The organism is Streptomyces sp. NPDC059743 (assembly GCF_042732975.1).
Classification (GTDB): domain Bacteria; phylum Actinomycetota; class Actinomycetes; order Streptomycetales; family Streptomycetaceae; genus Streptomyces.
This window is the reverse complement of the sequence record NZ_JBHWGS010000005.1, coordinates 328,446-354,910: the sequence shown is the minus strand read 5'-3', so window position 1 is coordinate 354,910 and position 26,465 is coordinate 328,446. Positions and strand designations below refer to the sequence as shown.

Genomic DNA, 26,465 nt, shown 5'->3' with positions numbered 1-26,465 from the left:
ACCCCGGAGCCGGCCGCCGGTTCATCCCGACCCTCACCGACCCGGCGGGCGGCTCCGGAACACGATGAAGGGGCGGGTGCCCGTGCGGAGGCGCCCGTCCCTTCGTCGATTCTCCGCCTCATTCACCGGGCACATGTTTTCTTCAAGCACATTGAGCAACGCGTTACGGGCGGCTCCCGCGGCGCGGTGGAGCACGGCCGGTGGATCCCCACCCACCGACCGCGCTCCCTTTCCGAGAGCCGGACATGGAGCCGCAACCCCGACCGACCGCCGCCGGGCGGGCAAAGCCCCCCACGGCCTTCGCCGCGCCTATTCGGCCGTCCGGGTTTCATGCCCGACGCGGTACAGCTTTTCGGCTGGGACGTGGTGGCCGCGATGCGTTTCAACTGTGGCTGAAACACCGTGGTAACCGGCTGTGATGGCATGCATACTCGGTGTCGGGGAGATCGTGGATGCAAACAGGTGGGGATTCGATGCTGCGTATTCATTTCACCGGGAAGGACCTCGGCGGGGTCCGGATGGCCGCCGGTCCCGATCCGCTCTGGGAAACGATTCTCAGTTTTCATCGAATAAGGGATCGGCGAGGCCCTCTTGTCTTCGGGGAATGGCGCAAGGAAACACGGACCAGGTTGAAAGGTGAAACAGTACCGATCTCCGCGCTGGTGCCACGGCGTGGCTATTTCCCGGATTTCCTGACGCCCATTGAAGGGCGGGCCGGCTTTGAGACGGGCCTCGACGCACTGCGCGCCACACCGCCCGAACGGGTCCGCGCCGAGCTCGCCCTGCTCGCGGTCGGGCGGGCCGGGACCGGTCACCACGGCGCCGGCCACCTCGGAGCCGGTCACCACGGAGCCGGTCAGGAGGGCGGTTACGAGCCCGGGGCCGGCCGGCTCGGGGCGCTTGTCGACGCGCTGCGCACGTACCACCGGGCCGCGATCGAGCCGTACTGGCCGCATATCCGGGCCAGGACCGAGGCGGACCGCGCGCTGCGCGGCCGGGCCCTGCTCGACGGCGGCGCCGACGAACTCCTCGGCACACTGCCACCGATGCTGCGCTGGCGCTCACCGGTGCTGGAGGCCGACTATCCGGTCGACCGCGAACTGCGCCTGGACGGACGGGGGCTGCTCCTCCAGCCGTCCTTCTTCTGCCGTGGCACACCCGTCGTCCACCGGGACCCGACGCTGCCGCCCGTGCTGGTCTATCCCGTGACCCACTCCGACGCGCCGGCCGTCACGGAGCGCCCGGGGCCCTCGCTCGGCCGGCTCGTCGGCCACACCCGCTCGGCGGTCCTGCGGGCCATCGAACACGGCTCCACGACCAGCGAACTGGCCCGCAGGACAGGCGTGTCACTCGCCTCCGCGAGCCAGCACGCGTGCGTACTGCGCGAGGCGGGGCTCGTGGTCACGCTGCGCCATGGCAACGCCGTACTGCACACCCTCACACCACTGGGCGCCGCCCTGCTGAAAGGCGGCGCCACCGCGGACGGGCGTTACGTACGGAACGACGGGCGCTCCGTACGGAACAGCGACGGGCGTTACGCGCGGAACGGCCCGGTCACCTCGTAGGTGATACCGGCCGACGAACTGCCGCTGGTGCCACGCTGGCTGGAGAAGTAGAGCCGCTTGCCGTCGGGCGAGAAGGCCGGTCCGGTGATCTCGGAGCCGGACTGGCCGCCGATGCGCAGGAACGGCGCCACGACATCGTTCGGCGTGATGATGCAGATCTCCATGTTCCCGCCGTCCTCGGCGACGAAGAGATCGCCGGACGAGGAGCCGGTCACATTGTCGACGCCGGTCAGCGGCGCCGTACCGGACACCAGCGAGTCGTCGTAGGCCAGCTCGATGGTCCCGGCGGCCACGTTGTACTGCCAGACGCGATTGTCGCCCTTGGTCGTGAACCAGCAGGTGTCGTCCGCGTAGTAGCAGCCCTCGCCGCCGTTGAAGCGCTTGGCGCCCGAGACCTGGTTACGAGTGGCCGTGGCGCCGGTGGGATCGGGCACGGTCTTCCAGGTCACCGGGCCGCTGGTGGCCGTGCCCGCGACGAGTACCTCAAGACGGCCCGACGACAGATCGCCCCAGATGGTCGGGGTGAAGCGGTAGAAGCAGCCGTCGGTGGTGTCCTCGGTCAGATAGATCGTCTGGCGGACCGGGTCGGCCGCGGCGGCCTCGTGCTTGAAACGGCCCATGGCATCGCGCCGTACCGCCGCCTTCGCGCCCCACGGGTCGGTCTCGTACACATAGCCGCGGTCCACCTCCTCGCAGGAGAGCCAGGTGTTCCACGGCGTCTTGCCGCCCGCGCAGTTCTGCCGGGTGCCGGAGAGGATCCGGTACGCGCCGGTGATCGCGCCGGTGGCGGAGAAACGGACCGCGCTCGCGCCGCCCGACGGATCGATCTCCGAGTTGGAGACATAGATCCAGCCGGTGCCGTCGGCGTAGCAGGCGCCGCCGTCGGGTGCGTTGTGCCAGGTGTACGACGTGCCCGTGACCGGCTGCCCGGAACGGGCGATCACCCGGCTGGTGAAACCGGCGGGCAGACGGATGTTGTTGGCGTCCGCCGCGCCGAGTGCTCCATAGGGGCCCGCGCCCGGCTGGGCGGGCGCGGCGATGGCCGCTCCGCGCCACAACGTGCCGCCGAGTGCGGCGGCAGAGGTGCCGATGACCGCTCCGCGCAGGAAACTGCGACGTTCCACTGGTCGCTCCATGGGGGTGTGGTGACCGTCCCGAGGCGCCGGACGGCGCCACGGGGTCGCACGCCGCAGGAGCCTAGGGGCCGCGCATGGCCGGTGGTTGAACGGGCGGTGAGGCGAAGCCGAGCCGTAGGGCGCCGGCCTGTCCGTGCGTGGTGAGGCGTACGGCGTTGATCTGCCCCGGTCCGGCGGCAGGGACACGTGCGATACCCGGATGTGCGAACTCGTGCCACGTCCGTTGACGAACACCACCTCCGCCTCTACGTTCCGAACAGCGCTCTCGAAACTTTCTGTGAACTTTCCGAAATCACATGAGAGAGGGACGATCGTGAGAAAACCTCGTATCTTATCCGGAGTCGTGGCAGCCGTCTCGGCCCTGACCGCGGCGACCGTTGCCCTGGTCGGACTCGCCGCTCCGGCGCACGCCGCCGATCCCGTCCTGCGGGACCTCGCCGCGGCGAAGGGCATCTACTACGGCACCGCCGTCACGTCCTCGAAGCTCAGCGGTACGTACGGAGCCGTCACCGGCGCCCAGTTCGACTCCATCACTCCCGCCAACGAGATGAAGTGGGGCACGGTCGAGCCGAACCGCGGCAGCTTCAACTGGGCCGGCGCCGACCGGGTGGTGGACTTCGCGGAGGCCAACGGGCAGCAGGTACGCGGGCATACGCTCGTCTGGCACAGCCAGATGCCCAACTGGCTGGCCAACGGCTCCTTCAGCAACACCGAGCTGCGCACGATCATGACCGACCATGTCACCACCGAGGTCACCCGCTACAAGGGCCGGATCGACCACTGGGACGTCGTCAACGAGCCGCTCAACGAAGACGGCACCATGAGAGGCAGCAAGTTCTACAACCAGCTCGGCGAGTCGTACATCGCCGACGCCTTCCGTGCCGCGCGCGCCGCCGATCCCGCCGCCAAGCTGTACATCAACGACTACAACACCGACGGCACGGGCCCCAAGAGCAACGGGATGTACTCCCTGGTCCAGCGGCTCAAGGCACAGGGCGTACCGATCGACGGCGTCGGCTTCCAGGGCCATCTCATCCTCGGCCAGGTACCGGCCACGCTCCAGGCCAATCTCCAGCGCTTCGCCGACCTCGGTGTGGAGGTGGCCATCACCGAACTCGACATCCGGATGACGCTGCCCGCCACCGACGCCAAACTGGCTCAGCAGAAGACCGAGTTCAAGGCCGTCACCAATGCCTGCCTCGCCGTGGCGCGCTGCGAGGGCGTCACCGTCTGGGGCTTCACCGACTCCGACTCCTGGATCCCGGACGTCTTCCCGGGCGAGGGCGCGGCCACTCCGTACGACGCCGGCTTCCAGCCCAAACCGGCGTACTACGGGATCGCGGAGGCGCTCGGCTGGACCGGTGACGGTGGCGGCGGCGATCCCACACCCACCACCGGGTGCGCCGTGACCTATGCCGTCCAGAGCCAGTGGAACACCGGCTTCACCGCCAATGTGACGGTCAGGAACACCGGTACCTCGCCGGTCAACGGCTGGACCTTGCGCTGGACATGGCCCTCGGGTCAGAGCGTGACCCAAGCCTGGAACGCCACCGTCACCCAGTCCGGCGCGCAGGCCACCGCCGTCAACGCCGCCCACAACGCGGCCATCGCGCCCGGCGGCTCGGCCACCTTCGGGTTCAACGGCGCTTGGAGCGGCGGCAATACCGCGCCGGGCGCCTTCACTCTGAACGGGGCCGCCTGCGCGGTCGCTCTGTCGTAGCGGCTGGTCTTAGCGGCTTGTCTTAAAGCGGCTAGTCGTAGCGGTTTGTCTTGGCGAGGCAGAGGGCGCGGGCATGGGCGGTAACGCCGGTATATAGGGTCGCGGTCGTGCCCGACATACCGCTGACCACGCTCGTTCTGCTCTGCCTCGCCGCCGCGGCGGCCGGCTGGATCGATGCCGTGGTGGGCGGTGGCGGGCTGCTGCTTCTGCCCGCGATGCTGCTCGGCCTGCCGCACACTCCCGCCGCGCACATCCTCGGCACCAACAAGGCGGTCGCCATCGTCGGTACCTCGGGCGCGGCGGTGACCTATCTGCGGAAGGCTCCGGTCGATGTCAGGACGGCGGTACGGATCGGCCTCGCGGCCCTCGCCGGCTCGATGACCGGAGCCTTCTTCGCGGCCGGGATCAGCAGTGAGGTGCTCCGGCCGGTGATCATGGTGGTGCTGCTGGGAGTGGCGGCCTTTGTGATGCTGCGGCCGTCCTTCGGCCGGGCGCGGCCGGGCGGTCCCGTCACCCGGGCGCGTACGGTCATGGCGATCGTGCTGGTCGGCGGTGGCATCGGCTTCTACGACGGGCTGTTCGGACCTGGCACAGGAACGTTTCTTGTGCTGGCCCTCACCGCCGTACTCCACCTCGATCTGGTGACGGCCTCCGCCACCGCGAAGATCGTGAACGTCTGTACCAACGCCGGCGCGCTCGCCATGTTCGCCCACCAGGGCACGGTGATGTGGCGGCTTGCGGCGCTGATGGCGGTGTTCAATCTGGTGGGCGGCATGTTCGGTGCGCGGACGGCGCTCAAGAAGGGCAGCGAATTCGTGCGCGGAGTGCTGCTGGTGGTGGTGTTCTCGCTGGTCGCGAAGCTCGCGTTCGACCAGTGGACCGCGTGAGTCCGGGGCGCGTGACCCGTGGGCGCGGGCGCGCGTGGGGCTATTTCACGCCGGTGAGATGGGCGTACGCCACGACATTGCCCTTGTAGCCGGTCTTCTTCGAGAAGCCGCCGCCGCAGGTGATCACCCGTAGCTCCGGCCGGTCGGTCGATCCGTAGACCTTGCGCTCGGGGAAGTCGGCGTTCTCGTACACCTCAAGGGCGTCGACGGAGAAGACGGCGGTACGGCCGTCCGCGCGGGCCACTTCTATGCGCTGGCCCTTTCTGAGGGTGCCCAGCTTGTAGAAGACGGCGGGCCCGCGCGCGTTGTCCACATGGCCGGCGATGATCGCGGAGCCCTTGGCGCCCGGTGACGGGCCGTCCTTGTACCAGCCCGCGACATTGCGGACTCCGGTCGGCGGTACGTCCAGGCTGCCGTCGCGGTCCAGTCCGAGCCCCAGGAGCGGCGTGTCCACCTTTATCGCGGGGATGCGCAGTGCGACCGGAGCGGCGGACGACATCGGGGCGGCGGCCGGTGCTACACGGTGCCCGGAGCCGGAGCCGGAGCCGGAGCCGGAGCCGGAGCCAGTGCCGGTGCCGGTGCCGTCGAAGGCCTCCGAGGCGGGCGGTGTGGGCGGAGTGACCTGCTTGGAGCCGTTTCCCATCAGCCAGACACCGATACAGATGGTTATGGCTATCGTCCAGCCCGAGCCGCCACGGTGCCTGTTGCAGTAATGGCCGTAGCCCTGCTGGTGGTTGTAGCCGTATCTGCTGTCGTAGTTGTAGTCGTAGTCGCAGTCGTCCTTGCAGCGGCGACGGCCGCTGCGGTAGAAGCTCATGAATCCAGTCCTCCGGATGAACGGTTCCCCGGGTACGGGATACGTACCAGGGAGCCTGGATGGGGTTCCCCGCCCCGGCCAGCGGTGGGCGTGACCAAGGCGTGACCAGGGCGGGGACGGGAGGCGGAACCGGTGCGGGGCCGTGGAGACCGGCCCCGTCAGCGTTCCTGCGCGCCGCTCGCCCGGCGGCGCAGGCGCAAGGTCCCGCCGACGGCGGCAGCGGCCACGACGGCCGCTCCCACCGCGATCTGGGTGGTGTCGGGACCGACGCTGCCGCCGATCCCCGATCTGACAGGGCCGCGCGGCTCGCGGTCGCGCTCCACGAAGAATTCCCGGGTGATGTGCCTGCCGTCCTCGCATCGCACACCGACGCGGTACGGACCTCGTCCGATCTCGTGCGGCACCCGGAACCGGCCGACCAGAGTCTCCTGGTCCGCCTCTTGGTCCTCGGCGCGGCCCACCGCGCGCTCCAGCCGGAACTCGCCGGCGCCGGCCGACCGCGCCTCGCCCTTGGCGGGGCCCTCGCGGCAGACGGTGGTGCTGACGGAGACGAGGGAGCCGGGACGCACGACCTTCGGTGAGAGTTCCAGCCGGTTGTCGTCGTCCGCGGCTATGGCGGTGGTGGTGGTTATGGCGGCGGCCGAGGTGGTGGTCGAGGTGGTGGTGTCCGCGGTGCCGGTGGCCGCTGCCGCGGTGGTCGCGGCGCACAGGGAGGTCAGACCTGCCGAGACGGCTGCCAGCGCGGTACCGGTCAGTAGGCGGGCAGTGGGACGCATGGTGATCCTCCGGGGCAGCGCGGTAGTCGTCACCTCTGAGATAAGGCGCCCGTCGGGTCGTACGCCTGCTGATGTCCGATCAGATTCGCGGGCCGTGCCCGGCGCGGCCCGCTTGCCGGTCCGTGTCTTCGCAGGTCACGGCTGCTGACGTGCCGTCACTCCGATGAGTTGCCCGGTACGCGCCGAACGGGTGACGAAGACGTGCGCCCGCCGTGCCCGCCGTGCCCGTCACCGCTCAGATGCGGTCCCACTCCACGCCCTCGTACAGCTCTGTCACCGTCTTCAGCAGCGCCGCGTCGCCCGGGAAGACCGTCCCGTCGATTCCGGCCACCGGCGCGACTCCGTGCGAATTGGTGAGGAAGGCGGCGCGGAACCGGGGAAGGTCCGCCAGAGTGATCCGGCGCCGGACCGACGGGAGGCCGGCGGCCGGGAGGCGTGGTTCCAGCAGGGCCATGGTGATGCCGGTGAGCAGCGGAGCATCCGGCCAGACGATGGAACTGCCGTCCCAGAAGCCGATGTTGGCGACGGCGCTCTCCGCCACCAGTCCGCCGGGACCGGTGAGCAGCGCGTCGTCGAAACCGGCGCGCTCGGCGAGCCGGCCGTAGTGGATCTGGGCGAAGCCTCCGAGATGCTTGATGTGCGGAACCGGGCGCTGGTACGGGACGGACATCAGCTTTTTCGCCCTGCCGTCCAGGGCCGCCGGAGGCCGTACCGTCACCATCAGAGTCGTGCTGCCGCCTGTGCCGGCGCCGATACGCGGGCGAGTGCCGGTGCTGTTCGCGGCGTCCGGCCCGTTCTGCCAGTGGACATAGACCCGGGCCGAGGCGTCACGTACACCTTCGAGCGCGTGCCGGAGCGCCGTCCGTACGCGCTCACCGTCCAGGCCCATGCCGAACAGTTCACGGGTCGCGCCGTCGAGCCGGGCGAGATGGAGGTCCATCCCGCGTGCCCGGCCGTCCCTGATCTGCATGGCGGTGAAGTGTCCGTATGTGTCCAGCGCGCGGAGACGCAGATCGGCCTCGGTCGCGGGCCGGCCGTCGACCTCGATCAGCAGATGCGGTGCGGTAGTCGTCATGGTCATCACGGTACGACGCGGTGCCGCGCGGCTCGGGCGAGGGCAGCTTGACCTGAACCAAGGTTGAGGTACGAGCCTGTTCCCATGGACACCACCACGGACGTCATGACGCCGGAAACCACGGCTCCATCCGGTCCCGCACCTCTGAAGCTGGCCGTCATCCTGGGCAGCAATCGCGAGGGCCGCTTCGGCCCGGTCGTCTCCCGCTGGTTTCTCGCCCGCGCCGCCGAGCGCCCGGACTTCACCACCGGACTGATCGATTTGGCGGAGACGGATCTGCCGACGGCGCTCTCCTTCCACCCGGGCCCTGCCGTCAAGGGCGAACTCGGCAAGGTCACCGCGCGACTGGCCGCCGCCGACGCATTCGTCGTGATCACTCCGGAGTACAACCACTCCTTTCCCGCCGCTCTCAAATCGCTGATCGACTGGCACTACGGCGAATGGCAGGCCAAACCGGTCGGCTTTGTCTCGTACGGCGGAATCTCCGGTGGACTGCGCGCGGTCGAGCAGTTGCGCCAGGTCTTCGCCGAGCTCCACGCCGTCACGGTCCGGGACACGGTCTCCTTCCACCACGCGGGCGCGCACTTCGACGACGAGGGCCGGCACAAGGACCCGGCCCAGTGCGACGCGGCGGCCAAGGCGATGCTCGACCAGCTCGCCTGGTGGGGCCTGGCCCTGCGCGATGCCAAGTCCGCCCGCCCGTACGCCGCTTGAGGAGAAGCGGGCAGGGCGACAGGGCGGTGGTGCGGTGGAGATGCCTAGGGTGCTGTACTACCGCCTGGTACGCGGCACACGTCCGGGCTTCGTACCTCGCCCGACTCCGGACCGTCCCGAAGGAGCCCGTCACGTGTCCAATGCCGAGTATCTGACCGTGCTGACCACGATCGACGGCGCGGCCAGGGCCGAGGAGATCGCCCGTGGAGCGATCGAGGCCCGGCTTGCCGCGTGCGCGCAGATCTCCGCGTCGGTCGCCTCCGTCTACCGTTGGAAGGGCGAGGTCGAGACCGCCGAGGAGTGGCAGATCCTCTTCAAGACCACCGGCTCCCGTTATGACGCCCTGGAGGCCTATCTCAAGGACGTCCACGACTACGACACACCGGAGATCATCGCCACACCGGTGGTGCGCGGCAGCGCGGAGTATCTGACCTGGATCACCGAGGAGACCGACGCGCCATGAGAGCGGTGGTCGATACGGCAGCCGCCGAGGCGGCGGGCGAGCTGCCGTTCTTCGTCTACGGCACGCTGCGGCCGGGCGAGCCCAACTATGACCTGTGCCTGCGAGACCGCACGGCCCACGAGGAACCGGCTCGCCTGGAGGGGGCCCTGCTCTACGACGGCCCGGGCTATCCGTATGTGATCGAGGACCGGGGCACGGTCCTGGGCGACCTCATCACGGCGAAGCCCGGGCAGTACGGCGAACTGCTCGCCGTACTGGACGAGTTGGAGGAGTACGTCGCGCCCGGTGACCCGGCCAATGTGTATGAACGGGTCGCCCGCGATGTCCTGTCGGCCGGTGGCACCACGGTCAGCGCCTGGGTGTACTTCGCGGCGCCTCGCGTGGCCCATGAACTACGGGCGCGAGGTCAAGTGATCGCGGGTGGCGACTGGCTGACTCATGTCAGCCCATACATACGTGCTCCCTACTCACCCGCGGCCCCAGCGTCGGCGTCGTCCGTTCCACGCGTACCGCACGCACCTTGAACTCCGGCACCCAGAAGGCCTGCCCCGGCCTTCTGGGCGTCAGCGGGCGTGGCCTGCCGCGAGCGCCTCGGTCACTCCCGTTTCGGTCGGGCCGAGGAACATGGGATCCGGTCGCAGCAGGGCCTCGGCCGCCGCCTTGCCCGAGGCGAACACCTCCCGTATGCCGCCGTAGTACCAGGTCGCGTCACGCCGCTCGGTGACGCCGACTCCGTACGACTCGACACCCGCCGCCCGGCACAGCGCCACCGCGCGCCGGACATGGAAGCCCTGTGTCACCAGCACCGCCCGCTCGACGCCGAATATCTTTCTGGCCCGCACGCACGAGTCCCAGCTGTCGAACCCGGCGTAGTCGCTGACTATTCGGTCGTCCGGCACACCTCGCCCGATGAGATAGGTCCGCATCGCGCCCGGCTCGTCGTACTCCACCCGGCTGTTGTCGCCGGTGACCAGCACGACCTTCACCTTGCCCGTGCTGTACAGCTCCGCCGCCGCGTCGAGGCGGTGCGCGAGATACGGTGTCGGCCGGCCGGACCGCAGCCCGGCTCCGAAGACCATGGCGACATCCCCGGCCGGGACATCGGCGACCGTACGGATACGGCTGTCCGCGACCGCGTGCATCCAGGTCACGGGCATCAGCGCCAGCACACATCCGAGCATGACCGTCTGCACCGCACGCCGCTGCCCGCGCCGGGTGCGCGGCCACCATGGCCGACGCAGCAGCCGCGGCAGCCGTGCCGGCCACGGCAGCCTCGGCACGCGCAGCCTCGGCACGCGCAGCCTCGGCACGCGCAGGCGTGACAGCTTCGGCAGTGGCATCGTTCCCCCTGACTGGATCGCGGGCTGGACCGCGCTCTTCACTCTCTATGACTTATGACGATCGGCGACGCCGATCAGTTCGCGGCGGACATGTCCGGCGTCCAGGCCGCCAGCAGCAACGACTCGGCCGCCGCCGACGCGTACACCGCCGTGGCCAGCCACGCCAGGGCGAAGCCTCCGGGATCGGCGGGCAGCAGCCGTCCGAGGACATCGTGCCGCCGGTCCGCCGCCGCCTCCGCCAGGGCCTGGAGCCGCTCCGCGCCCGCGGTGAGGCCCACGGTCCGCAGCCGACGCGGCAGTTCGCCGTCCGCCGATACGGCGGTCACCGCACGGCCTCCCGCGACCGCGCGGTCCACGGCCCTGCGCAGCAGATCCAGCTCGACCGGAAGCGCGGGCGGCGCCGAGGCCACCGGCACGACGGACGGCGCCGCTTCGGCCGATGCCGTCCCTGTCGCCGGACCCGCTGGGTCAGCCGGACCTGCTGCCGGTACCGGTACGGCCGGTATGTGCGAGCGGTGGAGCCGCCGCAGTCCCAGATCCGCCCTTACGCGTTCCCCGTCATGGCCCGTCCAGGACGCGGCGAGCACCTGCACACGGTCCGGCCGGTCCGGTACGACCCGGGCGATCAGCCGCAGCGCCAGGCCGGATCGGCCCGCGAGCAGCCGGAGGTTCTCCGCGTATGGCAGTTCCGGCCGCTCGTCCGGCGCCGACAGCCGGAGCGTGGGACCGCCGGTCACGACAAAGCCCGCGCCGGTGCACATACCGTCGAGGAAGAGCAGATCGCCGCCCGCCGCGCGGGCGTCGGCCGGCTCGGCCAACCAGTGCAGTGCCGCCGCCAGTTGCCCGACCGGTGGCCGCTCCCAGAGGGCGGCGAGCGGCGCTTCGTACCAGCCCGCACCGGTGGCCCGTACGGAACGGACCTGCCCGCCGCCGCCGATCCTGCCGTCCGGTGAGACGGTCGGCGACGTGAGGATCACTCCGCCGCCGTCGCCCAACTCCCGCAGCGGAAGCGCGCAACCGCCCGGCACCGGCGTACCCGACGCCTGAAGCGCGCGCGCAGGTCCGCCGGGAGCGACGTCCGAGACCGTACGGAGCGCGCCGTCGGGCGCCAGGGCGTACACGGTGGCGCCCGCGTATCCGGAAGCGGTCACCACCGGCTCGGTGAACAGTCCGTACAGCCGGAGCGGTCCCTCCGGCCGGTAGCTTCTGCGCGCGGGGGAGAGGGCCTCGGCCGGTCGGCGCACCAGATCCAGCAGCTCGGCCAGCTCCGTGGAGAGCGTGGACAGCCGGAACGCCGGGTCGTCGGAGCGGGCCTCGGCGAGCAGCCGCGCGATCCTGACGGCGGTGGCGGCCGGCCGGTGCAGCCCGGCCAGCCGCGCCGAGTGCGCTGCGTGCAGCAGCTCGGCGCGGTGCACGGCACTGGAACCGGCGATGCCCGCGACAAGAACGGCCGTCACGGCATCACGCAGGGCGTCGAGCGCGGTGGACTGGGCAGGAGTGAGGGCGACTTCGCCGACGACCGGAGGCACACCGGCTTCGGTTCCGTCTCTGGATTCTCCCTCCCGTTCGTCCCGCTCCTCGCTCTCTTCCGCCGCCGCATCCACATCCTCCGCCGCTTCCTCCACCGCCAGAGGCGCGCTCGACAGCACGGCCGCGCGGTGCAGACAGGCCGGGGCCAGCAGACAACTGCATACGGCGTGATCGTCGGCGGCCACGATCCCGGCCGTGACCTTCAGCGTCACCGCCGTGTCGTCCGCGATCCGTACCAGCACACCGTCCGGATGCGGCTCCACCGGCCATCCGGCGGCCTTCGCCACCGCTCCGTCCACGCGTTTGCGCAGCCGCGCGGGCAGCAGATCGAGCGCGGCGGCGGCCACCGCGGCGGTCACCGGCGGCAGTACCGCCATGGCATCGGTCATCGGTGCGCACCTCCTACGCGTTCGCCGACCCAGCGGGCCAGCTCCAAGGGACTCAGCGCCGCGACCGGCATCCCAGCCGCCACCAACTGGCCCGCCACGCCCGCCGAATAGCGCGGCCGTCCCTCGTCGTCCAGCGAGGCGCAGCCCAGGACATGGCAGCCCGCGTCGACCAGCGCCCGTACCTCCGAGAGCAAGGGCGAGACCGGGCCGCCCTCCTCGAAGTCGCTGATCAGCACGACCAGCGTGCGGGACGGTACGGTCACCAGCTCACGGGCGTGGCGCAGCCCGCGCGCGATATTCGTACCGCCGCCGACCCGGACCTCCAGCAGCAGGCTCAGCGGATCGTCCACCTGGTCGGTGAGGTCCAGCACCTCGGTGGAGAACGCCACGAAGTGCGTGCTCACCGCCGGGACACCGGCCAGCACGGAGGCGGTGAGCGCGGCCCAGATCGTCGAGGCCTCCATCGAGCCCGACACATCCACGACCAGGACCAGCCGCCAGTCGGCCGCCTTGCGGGCGCGTGTACGGAAGACCGGCCGCTCGGGCAGGACCGTCACCGCTCCCGTGTCCGGATCCCGTCGGGCCGTCGCCAGATTGGCGCGCAGCGTACGGGCGAGATCCAGCGGACCGCCGGGACGGCGGGTGGGACGTGGATGGGAGAGCCCGGTGAGCGCGGGCCGCATCCGGTTGGCGAGCGCCTCGGTCAACTCGGCGACCAGCCGCGCCACCAGTGGCCGCAGCCGGGCGAGCTGCTGCTCGGGAAGACCGCCGGCGTACGACAGGACCGTACGCAGCAGCTCCACGGACGGCCGTGCCGAGGCCGGGTCCAGCTCCAGGGCCGCGTCGAGCCGGCCCGCGTCGGCGGCAGCCGCGAGGACTTCCTCGCGCACACCGGGCCCGAACAGCGCGGACAGCTCCTCCGACCAGGCCCGGACATCGGGATACGACGGCCCGTCCCCGCCCTGGGACCCGCCTCCGTCCCGCTCCTCGCCCTGTGAGCCCTCGCCGCGTCCGTATCCGTACAGCTCGTCCAGCGCCCCGGCCAGCCGGGCCGCCTGTCCGCTCAGCCCACGCCCTCGCCCGAGGAGCAGCCGCCACCGCTCGCCGGGACTGAGCGCCAGATCCGCCGGCCGCGCGACGCCTTCGGCCGCGCTGACGCCGGTGCCGGTGGCTGCGTGTGCTTCGGTGCCGCTGTCGGTCTCCGAAGCCGAAGCCGAAGCCGAAGCCGAAGCCGGAGCAGGTGTCGGTGTCGGTGTCGGTGTCGACCGCGTGTCCCGTACCGGAGCCAGTCCCCGTGCCGCCAGGGCCTCCCGGCCCGCCAGGTCCGCCGAGGCCAGCAGGGCCAGGGCCACCGGGTCCGACAGGGCGGCGGGCAGCGCGCCCGTGGCGAGGCCCGTGCGGTCCTCGACGGTGGCGAGCAGACGGGATCTGGCGGCGGGCGACAGGGTGTCGAAGCCCGCGCGCAGAGCGGGCAGGCGGTCCAGGAAAGCGCGGTCCGGGAGAGCCTCGACACGCTCCAGCAGCGGATCCAGCGCGGCGCCCGTCTCCAGCAGCGGGCCCGCCGCGAGCAGCACGCCGCTCAGAAAACCGGCCAGATCGGTGCGGAGCGCGGGCGTTGTCGCGCTGTCCACGCGGGATGCCAGCCGAGTGCCGAACCCGGCCGCGTCCCGCTGCCCGAGCAGCACTCGGGCCGCGCCCGCCGCGCCTCGGATCAGCGCCGTTCCCTCCGCGTCCAGCCGGGCCAGCGCGGCATCGAGCCGCAGACCGCCGCCGAGCGCCGAGGAGGCCCGGTCCGCCAGCGAGACCAGCGCCCGCGCGTCCGCGGGATCGGTGGAGCCCGCGAGCCCGTCCAGCGCCCGGATCCCGGCCGCGGCCAGCTCCTCGTACGCCGAAGCGAGCGCGGCCCGCTCCCACTCCCGAGGCAGCCCCGGCAGATGTCCCGAGCCGATCCGGTCCAACAGCGCGAGACCGGAGAGCAGTTCGGGCAGTGTGCCGGACGTGGGCAGCAGTCCGGCGGTCTCCGCCAGCCGTTCGGCGGCGAGCTCGGGCAGCCCGCAGCGCGCCGACTCCTCAAGGCCCGCGAGCGCCTCGGCGGCCGTGGGACCGCCCGCCCGGCGCTCTGCCGTCCACCTGCGGCGCAGCACGCCGGCCGCCGCCTGATCGAGTGTCACTCCGTGGACGCCCGCCACATCGAGCATCGCCGCCGTCGACGGTGACCAGGCCACGGCCCAGCGCGTGGTCAGTGCGGCGGCGTCGCCCACGCCCGCCACTTCGGTCTCCTCGCCGTACGGGACACGGCAGACCGCGAGCCTGCGCAGACACAGCTCCCGGCGCCGGTCCAGCTCGCCGCGGTGCGCGTCGAGGCGCAGCTCCCGGCGCTCGGGAGCGGCCGGCGTGGGCAGCGACAGCGTGCCGAGCTGCGCCTCGACGGCCGGGCCGAGGCCGGAGCGAGGCGTCCCGGGCGCGAGCCGTCCCTGCCGCGTTCCGACCAGGACCTTCTCCATCGCGGCGGCCACGATCCGCCCCCGCCCGAACAACTGCCCTTGCGTGAGCACGGTCTGCGCCGCCTCCGCCAGCTCTCCACGCCCGGCCGCGGGCAGTCCGCGCAGCGCGGCCAGATCCCTGGCGACCCGTACGACCTCACGGGCGTCGGCCGGTCCGCTCGGGTGCCCGGCGTCCCGTACTCCGGCGCAGATCCGGACGGCGGTCGCCGTCAGCAGATCGTCCAGCAGCGCGGGATCGCCCGCGGCGCGATGCACTCCGCGCTGCCACTCCGGATCCTTGATCCCTGCCGGATAGCCCGACCGCTCGTCCAACAGCGCGTACGAGTACGGCACGAGCGAGGTCACCACACCACGCCCGCCTTGGCCCGCACCGCCCGCAGAACGGCCCGCGCCTCCGCTACCCGAAGCCTCGCCCGGCCCGCCGGCCCCGGCCCCCGCCTTGTCCGGCAGCAGGGCCTGCGCGTGGAATGCGCCGATCACCGCCGCTGTGCGGCGGCCCTGGTGCTCGGCCAGCCTGCGCCGCATGTTCGCCTCGCGGCGCAGATCGTACGGATCGACCGGTCCCGAGTCGGCCCGTAGCGCCCAGCCGACCAGCAGCGCGGCCCGCCGCAGCGCCTCCGCTCCGGAACCGGGCGCCACCGCCTCGACCAGCCGGTCCCACAGATCGTCCCCGGGCCGCCCGCCGGCCCGCGCCCGCAGCGCGGCGGAGAGCGTCCCTTGCACCACGACGTCCCGCTCGCCGGCCGCCACCGCCACCGCCGCGTCCGGCTCCCGAGTCTCCTCCGGTGCCTCGTCCCTCGCCGCCAGCGGCAGATCGAACGGAATCACCTCCACACCGGCATCCCGCGCCCAGCGGATCGCCGCCAGCTCCGGCGAGAACTCCGCGAACGGCAGGAACACCAGCCCGCCCGACCCGTCGCCCCGGCTGCCCGCCAGAGCGACCGGCGGCACCGTCGCCGGGTCCGCCAGATACGGCAGCCAGGACGCGAACTCCTCCGGCAACTCGACGAACAGCACCTCCGGCGCCGCCTCCGCCAGCATCGCCGGTACGGCCGCGGCCAGCGCCGGCGAGTGGTGCCGCACCCCGATCAGATACGGCTCCCGGCATCCCGCGAGCCCGGCCAGCGCGTCCGGGACGGCCCCGTCGCCCGGCCGACCGGCCCCATCGCCCCGTCGGCCCGTCTCGCCGCCCGCCCGGCCGGTCCCGTCGTCCCGCTCAGCCCAGCTCATGGCGCAGCTCCCACAGCGTCCGCCACAGCGGAGCGCCCGCCTCCGCCCGGCGCCGTACCGGACCGTCCCAATAGCCCAGCAGCCGTGCGTGGTCCGCCGGATCGTCCTTGCGCACCGTGCCGAGCAGATGGCCGGGCAGCGTACGGACGACATCCCGGCCGTCGCCGAGATACGCCGCGCCGAGCCCCATCGACGTGGCCACATGAACGGCCTCCGCCGTGGACATCACCGTGGAGGGACGCTCGATCTCCCAGCCCTCCGCGCTGCGGCCCGTCCGTAGATCCCGGAACGCGGTGACCAGCGCTTCGAGCACCGTGTCGTCCACCGAGAACGTGGCCCCGCCGCGCACCAGCGCCGCCGTCGCCTGGCTGCGTACCAGCGCCGTCTCCGCGTCGAGGTCGTCGATCGGGCCGACCGTCTCGAAGTTGAACCGCCGCTTCAGGGCGGCGGACATCTCGGAGACGCCCTTGTCCCTGAGGTTGGCGGTGGCGATCAGAGTGAAGCCGGGCACCGCGTGCACCGTGCCGTCCCCGTCCTCCCCGCCCGCCAGCTCGGGCACGGACATCCGGCGCTCCGACAGGAGCGAGACCAGTGAGTCCTGCACCTCGGGCAGACAGCGGGTCACCTCCTCGATCCGGGCGACCGCGCCGCGCGTCATGGCCGTGAGGACCGGGGAGGGCACCAGGGCCTCCCGGCTCGGTCCCTTGGCGAGCAGCATCGCGTAGTTCCAGCCGTAGCGGAGCTGGTCCTCCGTGGTGCCCGCGGTGCCCTGCACGGTGAGTGTGCTGGTGCCGCACACCGCGGCCGACAGCAGTTCGGAGAGCATCGACTTGGCGGTGCCCGGCTCACCGACGAGCAGCAGCCCGCGCTCACCCGCGAGCGTCACCACACACCGCTCCACCAGGGCGCGGTCACCCACGAACTTCCGTGAGATCACGAGCTGTCCGCCGTCCGGCGCCCGCAGCGGCTCACCGTCCGTGCCGCAGACGAACAGCACCACCGCACGAGGCGTCAGCCGCCAGCTCGGCGGCCTGGGGCCGTTGTCGTACGACTCCAGAAACGCCAGCTCCGTCGCGTAACGGTCCTCCGGCAGCTCAAGCTGCCGCCCCGGCCGCGCCTGCGCCGCCTCCGCCGCTTCCTGCGACAACGAGTCCGCGCTCGTGCCCATGCCCATCCCCATTTCCGGCCCACTCCTCGTCGTCATCTCCGTCCTCCTCGGACGCTACGGCCCTGGAACTCCTCGAACCCCGGTGCGTCACCCTCGGCGACCCGCCGCCACGCGGCTTCGAACTGCGCGGGCACCGGGCGGTCCGGCACCACGAAGCCCGGCCGGTCCCAGGGCATCAGCGCCGTCTTCCAGTTCTCCGACGGCAGCCGAGGCGTCTGCTGCTCCAGCCAGCCGCCGGGCAGGAAGAGCGTCCGGCCCGCCCGCGCGCGCTTGGCCTCCACCACCAGATCGGTGGCGGCCAGTTCGGCCCGCGCCTTCTTCAGCCGGGCCGGCTTCCAGCCCGTCCACGCGGCCTGCTGACGGTCGGTCGGATCGGGCAGCGCGAGCAGCATCAGATACAGCGCCGCCGAGTCCTCCGAGAGCCCGAACCGCTCCGCCGCCTCGCCCACCAGCTCCGGCACGCTGTGCAGCGGATTCTGCTGTGCTCCCGGCGGGCCGTCCGCCGTGACCAGCTCCATGAACTCCTCGCTCAGCACCGCCCGCAGCGCCTCCAGCGAAGGAGCCGGGCCCGCCGTCGCCACCAGCAGCTTCAGATCCGGATGGTCGGGACCGCCCTCACCTGTCTCGCCCTCGCCTGTCCCGTCCTGACTCGCCCCGCCCGCGCCCGTAGCGCCGGCCACCGGCAGCAGGGCCGCCGGCCGTACCCAGACCGAGTCCCAGTCCCGTCCGTACCGTGTCGGTGTCAGCACCAGCGCCGACGACAGCTCGGTGATCTCCTTCTCGCCGCCGCCGCGCTTGGGCGCCAGTCCGAAGGCCTCACGCAGCCGCGGTGACACGGCGTCATATGCGGAGTCCCGGCTGACGCCCAGATCGAGCAGCAGCCCGGGATCGGCCAGCCGCTCCCGCAGCCTCCGCACCGTCTCCGGCAGGACGGCCCGCAGCGGATCGCCGTACGGCAGCCGGTACGCGAGCCAGCGCAGCGCGCCGACCGTGTCGTTGAGCCTGGACCCGGTCAGCGCCAGACCCGGATCCGCCGTCTCCAGCTCGCCGTCGACCAACCGCTGCTCGGTACGGCCCATGAGCCAGGGCTGACACTCGGGATTGAGCGCGTCATCCACGGCGGTGCCGCCGCCCATCTCGGCCACCATCGGACGGATGAGCGAGGCCGGAGTGGGCCGTCGCCTGCCGCGTACCGCTGTCCACGCGCCCACCAGCGGTTCCACCGCGAAGCCCGTGGTCCACAGATCCGCCACCCGCGCCGGCTCACCGGGCAGCAGCAGGGCGGTGAACGCCCGCCGCTCCTCGATGCTCAGCGCCATCAGCGTGGCCACTCCCACCTGCGTCTCGGCCTTCTTCGCGCCCAGCGGCTCCAGATACTCCGGGGACACCGTGCCATGGGCGTGATAGCCGGTCAGCCCGGGCGAACCGAGCTGGAACAGGGCGCCCGCCACCGGAGTGATTCCGACCTGTTCCGCGAAGTCCACCGCCTGCTCCGGGCGGTACGGCAGCGGCCCGCGCTCCCGCACCAGCTCCAGCAGCCGCCGCACCGCAGGCGCCCGCACCGGGTCGTCCGCCGCGCCCAGCACCTCGGACTCGACAACAGTGCAGCCGTCCCAGCCGCCGAAGGCCCCGGCCGGGTCGTACTCGACGCAGTGCCAGTACGCCTCCTTCTCCTCGTACTGCAGCCTGCCGAGGATCAGCAACCGCCGGTCTCCCGCGTGCCGTACCTCTCCGGCGCGCTTGTCCTCGGACTCTCCGGCGATCTTCAGCTCCACCGCCCGCAGCCGCCCGCGCGGATCGATCAGGAGCGCGTCACCGCCGCTCTCCACGGCCAGCGCCGAGTTGAGGAACTCCACAAGGGCGGCCCGGTGTTCGTCGGAGACGGCGGGCGAGGCGGCGCGCACCGCGAGCGCAGCCATCCCGGCTCCGCACAATGTCACCCATCCTTCGCTGAGGTCCTTGAGGGCCACCCGGCCCGGGACCGCGTCCGGCGCCAGCACCTCGGGCAGCAGCCGGATCTGTTCGATGATCGTTGCGCTGCCCTGCGCCAGCGGATGGTAGGAGTACCGGTACGTCGGCCGGGTGAAGCCGTCGCACGCCTTCTGCAGGATCCCGTCCTGTGCGTGCTTGACCTCCGGCTCCCGCGGTCCGTCGGCGCCCTGCCGCCCGCGCGCGGCCTGCTCGGCGAACGTGTCGATCCGCTTGCCGTGGCGTGCCGCCTCGGCGACCACTCCGGCCACGCCCGCCACCAGTCCCGGATGGGTGATCTCCGGCAGGATCCGGCGCACGGCTGCCTTCGCCTTCGTCCCTTCGGCGACGGCGGCCAGCAGCTCCCGGGCCTTCGTCTCGGTCACCGCGCGCAGCGCCGCCGAACCTCGCTCGTCCCGTGGCCGCAGCGCGTGCCAGTGGGCCAGCGGCGCCACGAGCGGCGTGCCCGCCGCGTACGCGCCGCCACGATCGCCCTCCTCCACCTCGGCGAGCTGGATGCCCTCGGCGTCGTACAGCGTGACCGAGGCCGAGAAGCCACGTGTCTCCCGCGGATGCAGCACGGCGCCGCCCGGCAGCCGCAGCGGCGGTACGGGAAGGCCGTTGTTGAGGTGTTCGAGGCTCGCGCGCGGCGGCACCGGCACGGCGGGACTGCGGCTGCCGTCCACCGAACAGGCCGTGAGCGTCCGCTCCTTGGGGTCGTACGTCACCCACCAGCCGAGCAGCCCGTCCTTCGTGCCGAACGGCGAGGACTCCAGACCGGGCTGTACAGGAAGCAGCCGGCAGGCCCGCTCCAGCAGCCTCACGCCACCGCCGGCCGGCGCCGAGTCCAGGGCCGAGTCGAAGAAGGCGGGCACCGAGACCCGGCCCCTGCGGGCCGACTCCGGGTCGTACTCCCACCACTGGTTCTCGTGCAGCACCCAGACGGAGATACCGTCGGAGGCCACTTGGCGGCGCTCTCCGGCGAACGACGTATCTCCCGCGTATACCGGCCGGCCGCCGTAGCAGCGACCGCCGTCGGACAGTTCGAGCGAGGGCACCTGGGAGTCGGTCCAGTGGTCGTGCAGCTCGCCCGTCGGCTTGAACACCTCGCTCGGACGGCCCGACCACAGGGCCCGCCGGTCGTCCCCGAGTCCGTTGGCGATCAGCCACTGGCCGCCGACATAACGGACCGTGATCGTGTCCCAGGTCTGGACCGACTTCGCGGGCAAGGGCAGCGTGCGCTGGTCGACCACGGCCGACGGCTCGACCGCCGCGACCTGGGTGTCGACCCGGACGAGCAGGGCCGGCCAGGCGTCCCTGACGCGGTACCACCTGTCGCTCTGGTAGCCGTAACGCTGTCCCGAACCTCGCGGGCTGACCTTTCCGAGCCCGGGCAGCGCCTCCTCCAGTGCGGGCCAGCCCAGCTCGTCCAGGATGCCCGCCCGCAGTGTCCTCGCCAGGGCCGGAGCGGGCGAGACCGCCGTGATCCGCGCCACCGCCTCGGGCGCGGTGGCCAGCACGGACGGCGAGGAGAACCGGGACAGCCGCGTCAACAGGCCGTGCAGCTCGGGCAGTCCGAAGGGCCGCGCCAGATCGTCGGCCCGATCGTCCAGCCAGCCCACGAGCGCACCGCGCAGCGCGGGATGAGCGGCGATCCCGCGGAGCCGCTCCGTGGCGTCGCCCTGGTCGGCGAGCCGCTCCACACCTGTACGGATGAGCCGGGTGAACCGGGGATCGGAGGTCAGCGCCACGAGATCCCGGCGTCCCTCCTGTTCGTCGCCGAGCCAGTCGTCCAGATCCAGATTCCAGGCATCCTCCGGAGGACCGTCGACCGGCACGCCCCAGGCCAGACAGGCGTCCAGCAGATCCAGGTCGGCCGTGACACGCCGGCCGCGGCCTCCGAGCAGCCGTACCGGTGTGCCGTCGGCCACCAGCCGCTCGACCAGCCGCTCCACCAGGGCCAGTTCGGCGGGCAGCCGCTTGGAGCTGCGCCAGCCGCGCTGCCGGTGCCTGGCCCATGAGGACAGCCACTCGGCGGCCGGGACCGTACCGTCCACCAGCAGGTCGATCGCTCCGCACTGGTCCAGCAGAGCGAGCCAGGAGGCGTCGAACTCCTCATGACTGTCACCGCCCGTGGCCGGCAGCAGCGCCAGCAGCCGCTCCCGCACCGCGCGGTCCTCGGCCGCGACCGCCCGCAGAGCGGGCAGCGCCGACTTCCAGAAGCTCACCGCCGCGCGGTTCATCGGGCCGGTGTGGATGATCTCCGCGAGCAGCGCCCGCTCCTCGGCCGCCGCGTCCAGACCCGCGCCCTTCGCGAGGCGCCGCAGATCCTCCAGCATGCCCGCGTACGGAGCGAGTCCGGCCGCGCAGCGCTCCAGCGAGACCGCCTTGAACTGGCCGTACGCCTCCTCGGCCGACAGCCGGTCCGTCAGCCCCTTGGCGTGCTCGCGCAGGGCCTTGCCGGACAGCGCGCCCGCGCCGGCGAACTCCAGGAAGACCTCCCGCAGCCGCTCCTCGTCCACCGCGAGCGCGTGCCGCTGCTCGGCCGCCCGCGCCTTGCCGAAGAACACGGACGCCTGCTGACGGGACTCGACCGCCAGGAAGAGCCGCGCCACCTGTTCGTAGAAGGTGGGCAGGAAGTGAGGTACGGAACGGTCCAGCCGCTCGCCGATCTCGTCGAAGCCCTCCTTCGCCAGGCCCGGTTTGGTGGCGACCTGCCGGGCGAGCCGCTCCATCTCCTTGACCACGGCGAGCGCGTGATGGCCGTTGTCCGGATCGTGTACGAGCGCCCAGGCGGGAAAGCCGAGCGACTGCCGCTTGACCCGGCCGACCTCGACCGCCTCGGCCGCGCCGAATCCCAGATACTCCAGGGCGAGATCTTCCGCCGCGCCGATCGCGCCGGGCACCAGCCGGACCACGGCGCGCTCGTCCAGCGCGGGATGCCCGTACGCGCGTGCCGTCAGCGTGTCGCCCTCGGCGCCGCCGAGCGGCAGCACCGCCCCGGCCTCCAGCAGATCCTTCTCTTGCGCCTGCCCGTCCTGTGCCTGTCCGTCCCGTGCCTGCCCGTTGCCTGTCTGCGCGTCCCCTGTCCTTGTGTCAGACAGCGTCCCGCCCGCCAGTCGCCCGTTCACAGCGCCCCCTCCTCGTCGTTCTCGACCACACGGCCCGCGTACACCAGCGCGGCCATCCGCTCGCCCTCCGACCAGGCGACCGGCCCCACTTCGGCGGGCGGCAGCCGCCGCCCGGCCGCGTCACGCCACTCCAGCGAACCGGTCAGCGTCTCGCCGTCCGGATAGTCGTCACCCACCCAGTACGCCGCCTCCAGCTGCCGGCCGCCCTCCACCAGCGGGCACACCGCATAGCCGCCGCGCACCCGGTAGCCGAGCGAGACCGCGCGAGTCGTGGCGTGCCGGAGCTGTGCGAACTTCCCATTGGCGTACGCACGCCAGCCCTGCGCGGACGTGCCCTCGGGAGCGTCCTCGGCCGGCTCCGGCCGCCGCCACACCTCGCGGAAAAGCTGCTCGGCGCCCTGCTCCACGCCCAGCTCCGCGGCGAACTCCCGTAGCTCCGCCAGATCTTCGAGCAGCACCGGATGCGGAATCAGCACCGTGCCGACCTCGGCCGGATCCAGCCGCACCGAGTCACCGTCCAGATCGACGATCCCCAGCCCGCGCACCGGATCCGCGTCCCGCAGAAATCCGGCGCGCGCGGTGTCCGCCGAACCGTCCGCGGCCACCGGCGCCACCACCAGATCCCGCAGCACCGACCGCCAGGCGGGATCCGGCCACACCCGCGCCAGCAGCGCCACCGGAACCGGCAGCGAACGCACCAGCCAGGTGTCCACCTGCTCCCGGCACTCCCGCTCGTGCCGCTCCAGCCACTCGGCCAACTGCCGCAGCCGTACCACCTCGGTGTCGTCCTTGAGCTTCGACGGCACCTGTTTCAATGTGCGGCCCGCGGCGTTGCGACACAGCACCCGCGTGCCGTCCAGCGCGACGGCATACCCGCCCGACGTTTCGATCCAGCCCATGGCAGGACCCCTCCCCGACCTTCCGGTTCCGAACGGGCATCACAGTAGGAGACCGGTCTGACAACGCCCCCGCACGGCCTGTGAGCCTGTGGAAAACCTCCGTACCGGCTCCCGGGACACCCGCCCGCCGCTCCGCGGACCACCGCACGCCACCCACTCCGGTTACCTTCGGTGCATGGCAGGCATTACGGGCACGACCCCGCCGCACTTCGCCACACCGACGGACGGCTACGACGACGCGGCCACCGAGCGCTGGGCTCCCGAGCCCGACAAGCGGCCGGGCCGCACCGCGTTCCAGCGCGACCGGGCACGCGTGCTGCACTCGGCCGCGCTGCGCCGCCTGGCGGGAAAGACCCAGGTGGTGACGCCCGGATCACGCAGCCAGGAGTGGGACGCCAGCCCTCGTACGCGCCTGACGCACTCGCTGGAGTGCGCCCAGGTGGGCCGCGAGCTGGGCGCCGCGCTCGGCTGCGACCCGGATCTCGTCGAGGCGGCCTGTCTCGCCCATGACATGGGCCACCCGCCGTTCGGCCACAACGGCGAGCAGGCGCTCAACGATTTCGCCGCGGACTGCGGCGGCTTCGAGGGCAACGCGCAGTCGCTCCGGCTGCTCACCCGTATCGAACCGAAACGGTTCGTCCGGTTCACGGAGACATCCGATCCGGTCAGTGTCGGTCTCAATCTGACCCGCGCCACCCTGGACGCCGCCACCAAATACCCATGGCCGCGCGGTGCCCATCCCATCCGGCCGGACTCGCTGAAGTTCGGGGTGTACGAGGACGATCTGCCCGTCTTCGGCTGGGCCCGCGAGGGCGCGCCGGCGGACCGTACCTGCTTCGAGGCGCAGGTCATGGACTGGTCCGACGATGTCGCGTACTCGGTCCATGACTTCGAGGACGGCCTGCACGCCGGCCATGTCGTTCCCGCCGCGCTCTCCTCGGGGACCGAGCGGCGCGGGATCTGGGCGGTGGCCATCGGCCGCTATGTGCCACGGGACACCGATCCGCGGGAACTGTCCGACGCGCTCGACCGGCTCATGGCGCAGGAGTGGTGGCCGCGCGGCTACGACGGCTCCGCCGTGGCGCAGTCCCGTCTCAAGGACGCCACCAGTCAGCTCATCGGCCGGTTCTGTCTGGCCGCCGAGGCCGCCACCCGCGAGGCGTACGGTACGGGCCCCCTCACCCGGTACGCCGCCGAACTGGTCGTTCCGCGCACCGCCCGGCTGGAGTGCGCGGTCCTCAAGGCCGTCGCCGACCGCTATGTCATGCAGCGCGCCGAACAGGAGGCGCTCCGCGCCGACCAGCGGATCGTCCTGGCGGAGCTGGCCGAGGCGCTCACGGCCCGTGCGCCGGAAGGGCTCGATCCGCAGTTCCGCGCGCTGTTCGACGCGGCTGCCGACGACCGGGCGCGCAAGCGCGTCCTTGTCGACCAGATCGCCTCCTTCACCGACGCGGCGGCCCGCACCCTGCACACGGAGCTCACCGGCCGCGCCTGACGGCGAGCTCGTACGCGCGTCATACGCCGGTCCCGCGCATCATGAATGGGTGACGCTCGTGGAAGCCCTCGTGGAAGCCGTGGATCAGCGACATGCGCACCTCATGCCTCACCGCTCCCGGTCCGCGCCTGTACGAAAGTAGCCGGATCACAGCAGTGATACATGCCCGTGGAGCGCTCCCTCTTTCGCCATCACGCTCCGTGCGGGACGCTCGCAGATGGCGGCAGCACGAAGAGGAGGCATCAAGTGGTCGACGCACATCAGACTTTTGTCATCGTCGGCGGTGGGCTGGCCGGGGCGAAAGCCGCGGAAACCCTTCGTTCGGAGGGTTTCACCGGCCGGGTGATCCTCATCGGCGACGAGCGCGACCACCCGTATGAACGTCCGCCTCTCTCCAAGGGCTATCTGACCGGCAAGGAGGAACGGGACAGCGTCTTCGTGCACGAGCCCGCCTGGTACGCCCGGGCCGAGGTCGAACTGCATCTCGGCCAGACCGTCACCTCCATCGACCGGAAGCTGCGGTGTGTGCATCTCGGCGACGGCACCTCCGTGCGGTACGACAAGCTGCTGCTGGCCACCGGTGCCGAACCGCGCCGCCTCGACATTCCCGGTACGGACCTGGCCGGTGTCCACCATCTGCGCCGGCTCGCCCACGCGGACCGGCTGCGCCAGACGCTGACCGCCCTCGGCCGTGACAACGGCCATCTCGTGATCGCGGGCGCGGGCTGGATCGGTCTGGAGGTCGCCTCGGCCGCCCGTGGCTACGGCGCCGAGGTCACCGTCGTCGAGACCGCGCCGACGCCGCTCCACCATGTCATCGGCCCCGAGCTGGGCCAGCTCTTCACCGAGCTGCACCAGGAGCACGGCGTACGGTTCCACTTCGGCGCCCGGCTCACCGAGATCATCGGCCAGGACGGCATGGTCCTGTCGGCCCGTACGGACGACGGCGAGGAGCATCCGGCCCACGATGTGCTCGCCGCGATCGGCGCCGCTCCGCGTACGGTCCTCGCCGAGGCCGCGGGGCTCGATCTCGGCGACCGCGCCCAGGGCGGCGGTATCGCCGTGGACTCCGCGCTGCGCACCTCCGACCCGGACATCTACGCGGCCGGTGATGTGGCCGCCTTCCCGCTCGCCTATCCGCGCACCGGCCTGGGCGCCGGTCTCAGCGCCGGTCTCAGCGCCGGTCCGGGCGCCGCTCCGTCCGCCCTCCGGGTGCGGGTGGAGCACTGGGCCAACGCCCTCAACGGAGGCCCGGCCGCCGCCCGCGCCATGCTCGGTCAGGACGTCACCTACGACCGCGTTCCGTACTTCTTCTCCGACCAGTACGACCTGGGCCTGGAGTACTCGGGATGGGCGCCGCCCGGCTCGTACGACCAGGTGGTGGTACGCGGCGATGCCGGAAAGAGGGAGTTCGTCGCCTTCTGGCTGAAGGACCGCAGAGTGCTCGCCGGGATGAACGTCAACGTCTGGGACGTCACCGAGGACATCCAGCGTCTGATCCGCTCCGGTGAACAGCAGGACCCCGACGCCCTCGCCGACCCGGGCGTCCCGCTCGGCTCTCTCGGAACCCTCGGCACCCACCAGGGCTGACAACCGGGACCACCCGCGGCCATCCACAGCCGGCCGGCCACCACTGTCCACAGCCCACTGTCCACAGC

At 72.0% G+C, this 26,465-nt stretch carries 18 protein-coding genes; 8 read left to right on the top strand and 10 right to left on the bottom strand.

The genetic code is table 11. The features are described 5' to 3' along the window. Positions 1 to 473: 473 nt before the first annotated feature. Positions 474 to 1,565 carry an ArsR/SmtB family transcription factor gene (locus ACFV6H_RS12075; RefSeq protein ID WP_385540894.1) on the top strand — a complete coding sequence of 364 codons (1,092 nt, stop codon included), beginning with the start codon at positions 474 to 476 and terminating at the stop codon, positions 1,563 to 1,565. Here the strand turns inward: ACFV6H_RS12075 and ACFV6H_RS12070 are convergent. Beyond that, complete coding sequence (locus ACFV6H_RS12070) at positions 1,535 to 2,689, bottom strand: alkaline phosphatase PhoX (RefSeq protein WP_385540892.1); 1,155 nt, start codon at positions 2,687 to 2,689, stop codon at positions 1,535 to 1,537. The two genes, ACFV6H_RS12075 and ACFV6H_RS12070, sit on opposite strands and share 31 nt — an antisense overlap. A 355-nt stretch (positions 2,690 to 3,044) precedes the next feature. Between ACFV6H_RS12070 and ACFV6H_RS12065 the strand changes: the two genes are divergently transcribed. Together ACFV6H_RS12065 and ACFV6H_RS12060 are read left to right on the top strand one after the other, a co-directional pair. After that, positions 3,045 to 4,421, top strand: coding sequence for an endo-1,4-beta-xylanase (locus ACFV6H_RS12065; protein ID WP_385540890.1), 1,377 nt, complete (start codon positions 3,045 to 3,047; stop codon positions 4,419 to 4,421). Between the two features lie 107 nt (positions 4,422 to 4,528). Continuing rightward, positions 4,529 to 5,308 (top strand): sulfite exporter TauE/SafE family protein, encoded by a 780-nt coding sequence (locus ACFV6H_RS12060; protein WP_385540888.1) that lies wholly within the window; start codon positions 4,529 to 4,531, stop codon positions 5,306 to 5,308. 40 nt (positions 5,309 to 5,348) lie between these two features. On the opposite strand, the gene ACFV6H_RS12055 is transcribed toward ACFV6H_RS12060, so the two are convergent. The 3 genes from ACFV6H_RS12055 to ACFV6H_RS12045 all read right to left on the bottom strand — a co-directional run bounded on the left by ACFV6H_RS12055 (position 5,349) and on the right by ACFV6H_RS12045 (position 7,976). Next, complete coding sequence (locus tag ACFV6H_RS12055) at positions 5,349 to 5,951, bottom strand: class F sortase (RefSeq protein ID WP_385541049.1); 603 nt, start codon at positions 5,949 to 5,951, stop codon at positions 5,349 to 5,351. Positions 5,952 to 6,283: 332 nt separating this feature from the next. Further along, positions 6,284 to 6,901 carry a hypothetical protein gene (locus ACFV6H_RS12050; protein ID WP_385540886.1) on the bottom strand — a complete coding sequence of 206 codons (618 nt, stop codon included), beginning with the start codon at positions 6,899 to 6,901 and terminating at the stop codon, positions 6,284 to 6,286. Between the two features lie 235 nt (positions 6,902 to 7,136). Further along, entirely contained in the window at positions 7,137 to 7,976 is an 840-nt protein-coding gene (locus tag ACFV6H_RS12045) for an aminotransferase class IV (RefSeq protein WP_385540884.1), read from the bottom strand. An 84-nt stretch (positions 7,977 to 8,060) separates the two neighbouring features. Here ACFV6H_RS12045 and ACFV6H_RS12040 point away from each other — a divergent pair, with 84 nt between their 5' ends. The 3 genes from ACFV6H_RS12040 to ACFV6H_RS12030 all read left to right on the top strand — a co-directional run bounded on the left by ACFV6H_RS12040 (position 8,061) and on the right by ACFV6H_RS12030 (position 9,677). Further along, entirely contained in the window at positions 8,061 to 8,690 is a 630-nt protein-coding gene (locus tag ACFV6H_RS12040; RefSeq protein WP_385540882.1) for an NADPH-dependent FMN reductase, read from the top strand. A 133-nt stretch (positions 8,691 to 8,823) separates the two neighbouring features. Beyond that, on the top strand, positions 8,824 to 9,153 hold the full coding sequence (cutA, locus tag ACFV6H_RS12035; protein WP_385540880.1) for a divalent-cation tolerance protein CutA: 330 nt from the start codon (positions 8,824 to 8,826) through the stop codon (positions 9,151 to 9,153). Continuing rightward, on the top strand, positions 9,150 to 9,677 hold the full coding sequence (locus ACFV6H_RS12030; RefSeq protein ID WP_385540878.1) for a gamma-glutamylcyclotransferase family protein: 528 nt from the start codon (positions 9,150 to 9,152) through the stop codon (positions 9,675 to 9,677). Before cutA ends, ACFV6H_RS12030 begins: the two co-directional genes overlap by 4 nt. A gap of 39 nt (positions 9,678 to 9,716) precedes the next feature. Here ACFV6H_RS12030 and ACFV6H_RS12025 read toward each other — a convergent pair whose 3' ends face one another. The 6 genes from ACFV6H_RS12025 to ACFV6H_RS12000 form a co-directional block, all read right to left on the bottom strand. After that, positions 9,717 to 10,493 carry a vancomycin high temperature exclusion protein gene (locus ACFV6H_RS12025; RefSeq protein WP_385540876.1) on the bottom strand — a complete coding sequence of 259 codons (777 nt, stop codon included), beginning with the start codon at positions 10,491 to 10,493 and terminating at the stop codon, positions 9,717 to 9,719. A gap of 74 nt (positions 10,494 to 10,567) precedes the next feature. Further along, complete coding sequence (locus ACFV6H_RS12020) at positions 10,568 to 12,412, bottom strand: hypothetical protein (protein WP_385540874.1); 1,845 nt, start codon at positions 12,410 to 12,412, stop codon at positions 10,568 to 10,570. Further along, a complete protein-coding gene (locus ACFV6H_RS12015; protein ID WP_385540872.1) occupies positions 12,409 to 16,146 on the bottom strand; it encodes a DUF5682 family protein in 3,738 nt (1,245 codons plus the stop codon). Before ACFV6H_RS12015 ends, ACFV6H_RS12020 begins: the two co-directional genes overlap by 4 nt. Further along, positions 16,133 to 17,314: an AAA family ATPase gene (locus ACFV6H_RS12010; protein WP_385541047.1), complete on the bottom strand. Its 1,182-nt coding sequence runs from the start codon at positions 17,312 to 17,314 to the stop codon at positions 16,133 to 16,135. The genes ACFV6H_RS12015 and ACFV6H_RS12010 overlap by 14 nt, the downstream gene beginning before the upstream one ends. A gap of 32 nt (positions 17,315 to 17,346) precedes the next feature. Beyond that, positions 17,347 to 22,413, bottom strand: coding sequence for a hypothetical protein (locus tag ACFV6H_RS12005; RefSeq protein ID WP_385540870.1), 5,067 nt, complete (start codon positions 22,411 to 22,413; stop codon positions 17,347 to 17,349). Further along, a complete protein-coding gene (locus tag ACFV6H_RS12000) occupies positions 22,410 to 23,312 on the bottom strand; it encodes a DUF4132 domain-containing protein (RefSeq protein ID WP_385540868.1) in 903 nt (300 codons plus the stop codon). The genes ACFV6H_RS12005 and ACFV6H_RS12000 overlap by 4 nt, the downstream gene beginning before the upstream one ends. 175 nt (positions 23,313 to 23,487) lie before the next feature. Here ACFV6H_RS12000 and ACFV6H_RS11995 point away from each other — a divergent pair, with 175 nt between their 5' ends. Both ACFV6H_RS11995 and ACFV6H_RS11990 read left to right on the top strand, forming a co-directional pair. Continuing rightward, on the top strand, positions 23,488 to 24,807 hold the full coding sequence (locus ACFV6H_RS11995) for a deoxyguanosinetriphosphate triphosphohydrolase (protein WP_385540866.1): 1,320 nt from the start codon (positions 23,488 to 23,490) through the stop codon (positions 24,805 to 24,807). Positions 24,808 to 25,053: 246 nt separating this feature from the next. Beyond that, on the top strand, positions 25,054 to 26,397 hold the full coding sequence (locus ACFV6H_RS11990; protein WP_385540864.1) for an NAD(P)/FAD-dependent oxidoreductase: 1,344 nt from the start codon (positions 25,054 to 25,056) through the stop codon (positions 26,395 to 26,397). The last annotated feature ends 68 nt before the right edge of the window (positions 26,398 to 26,465 follow it).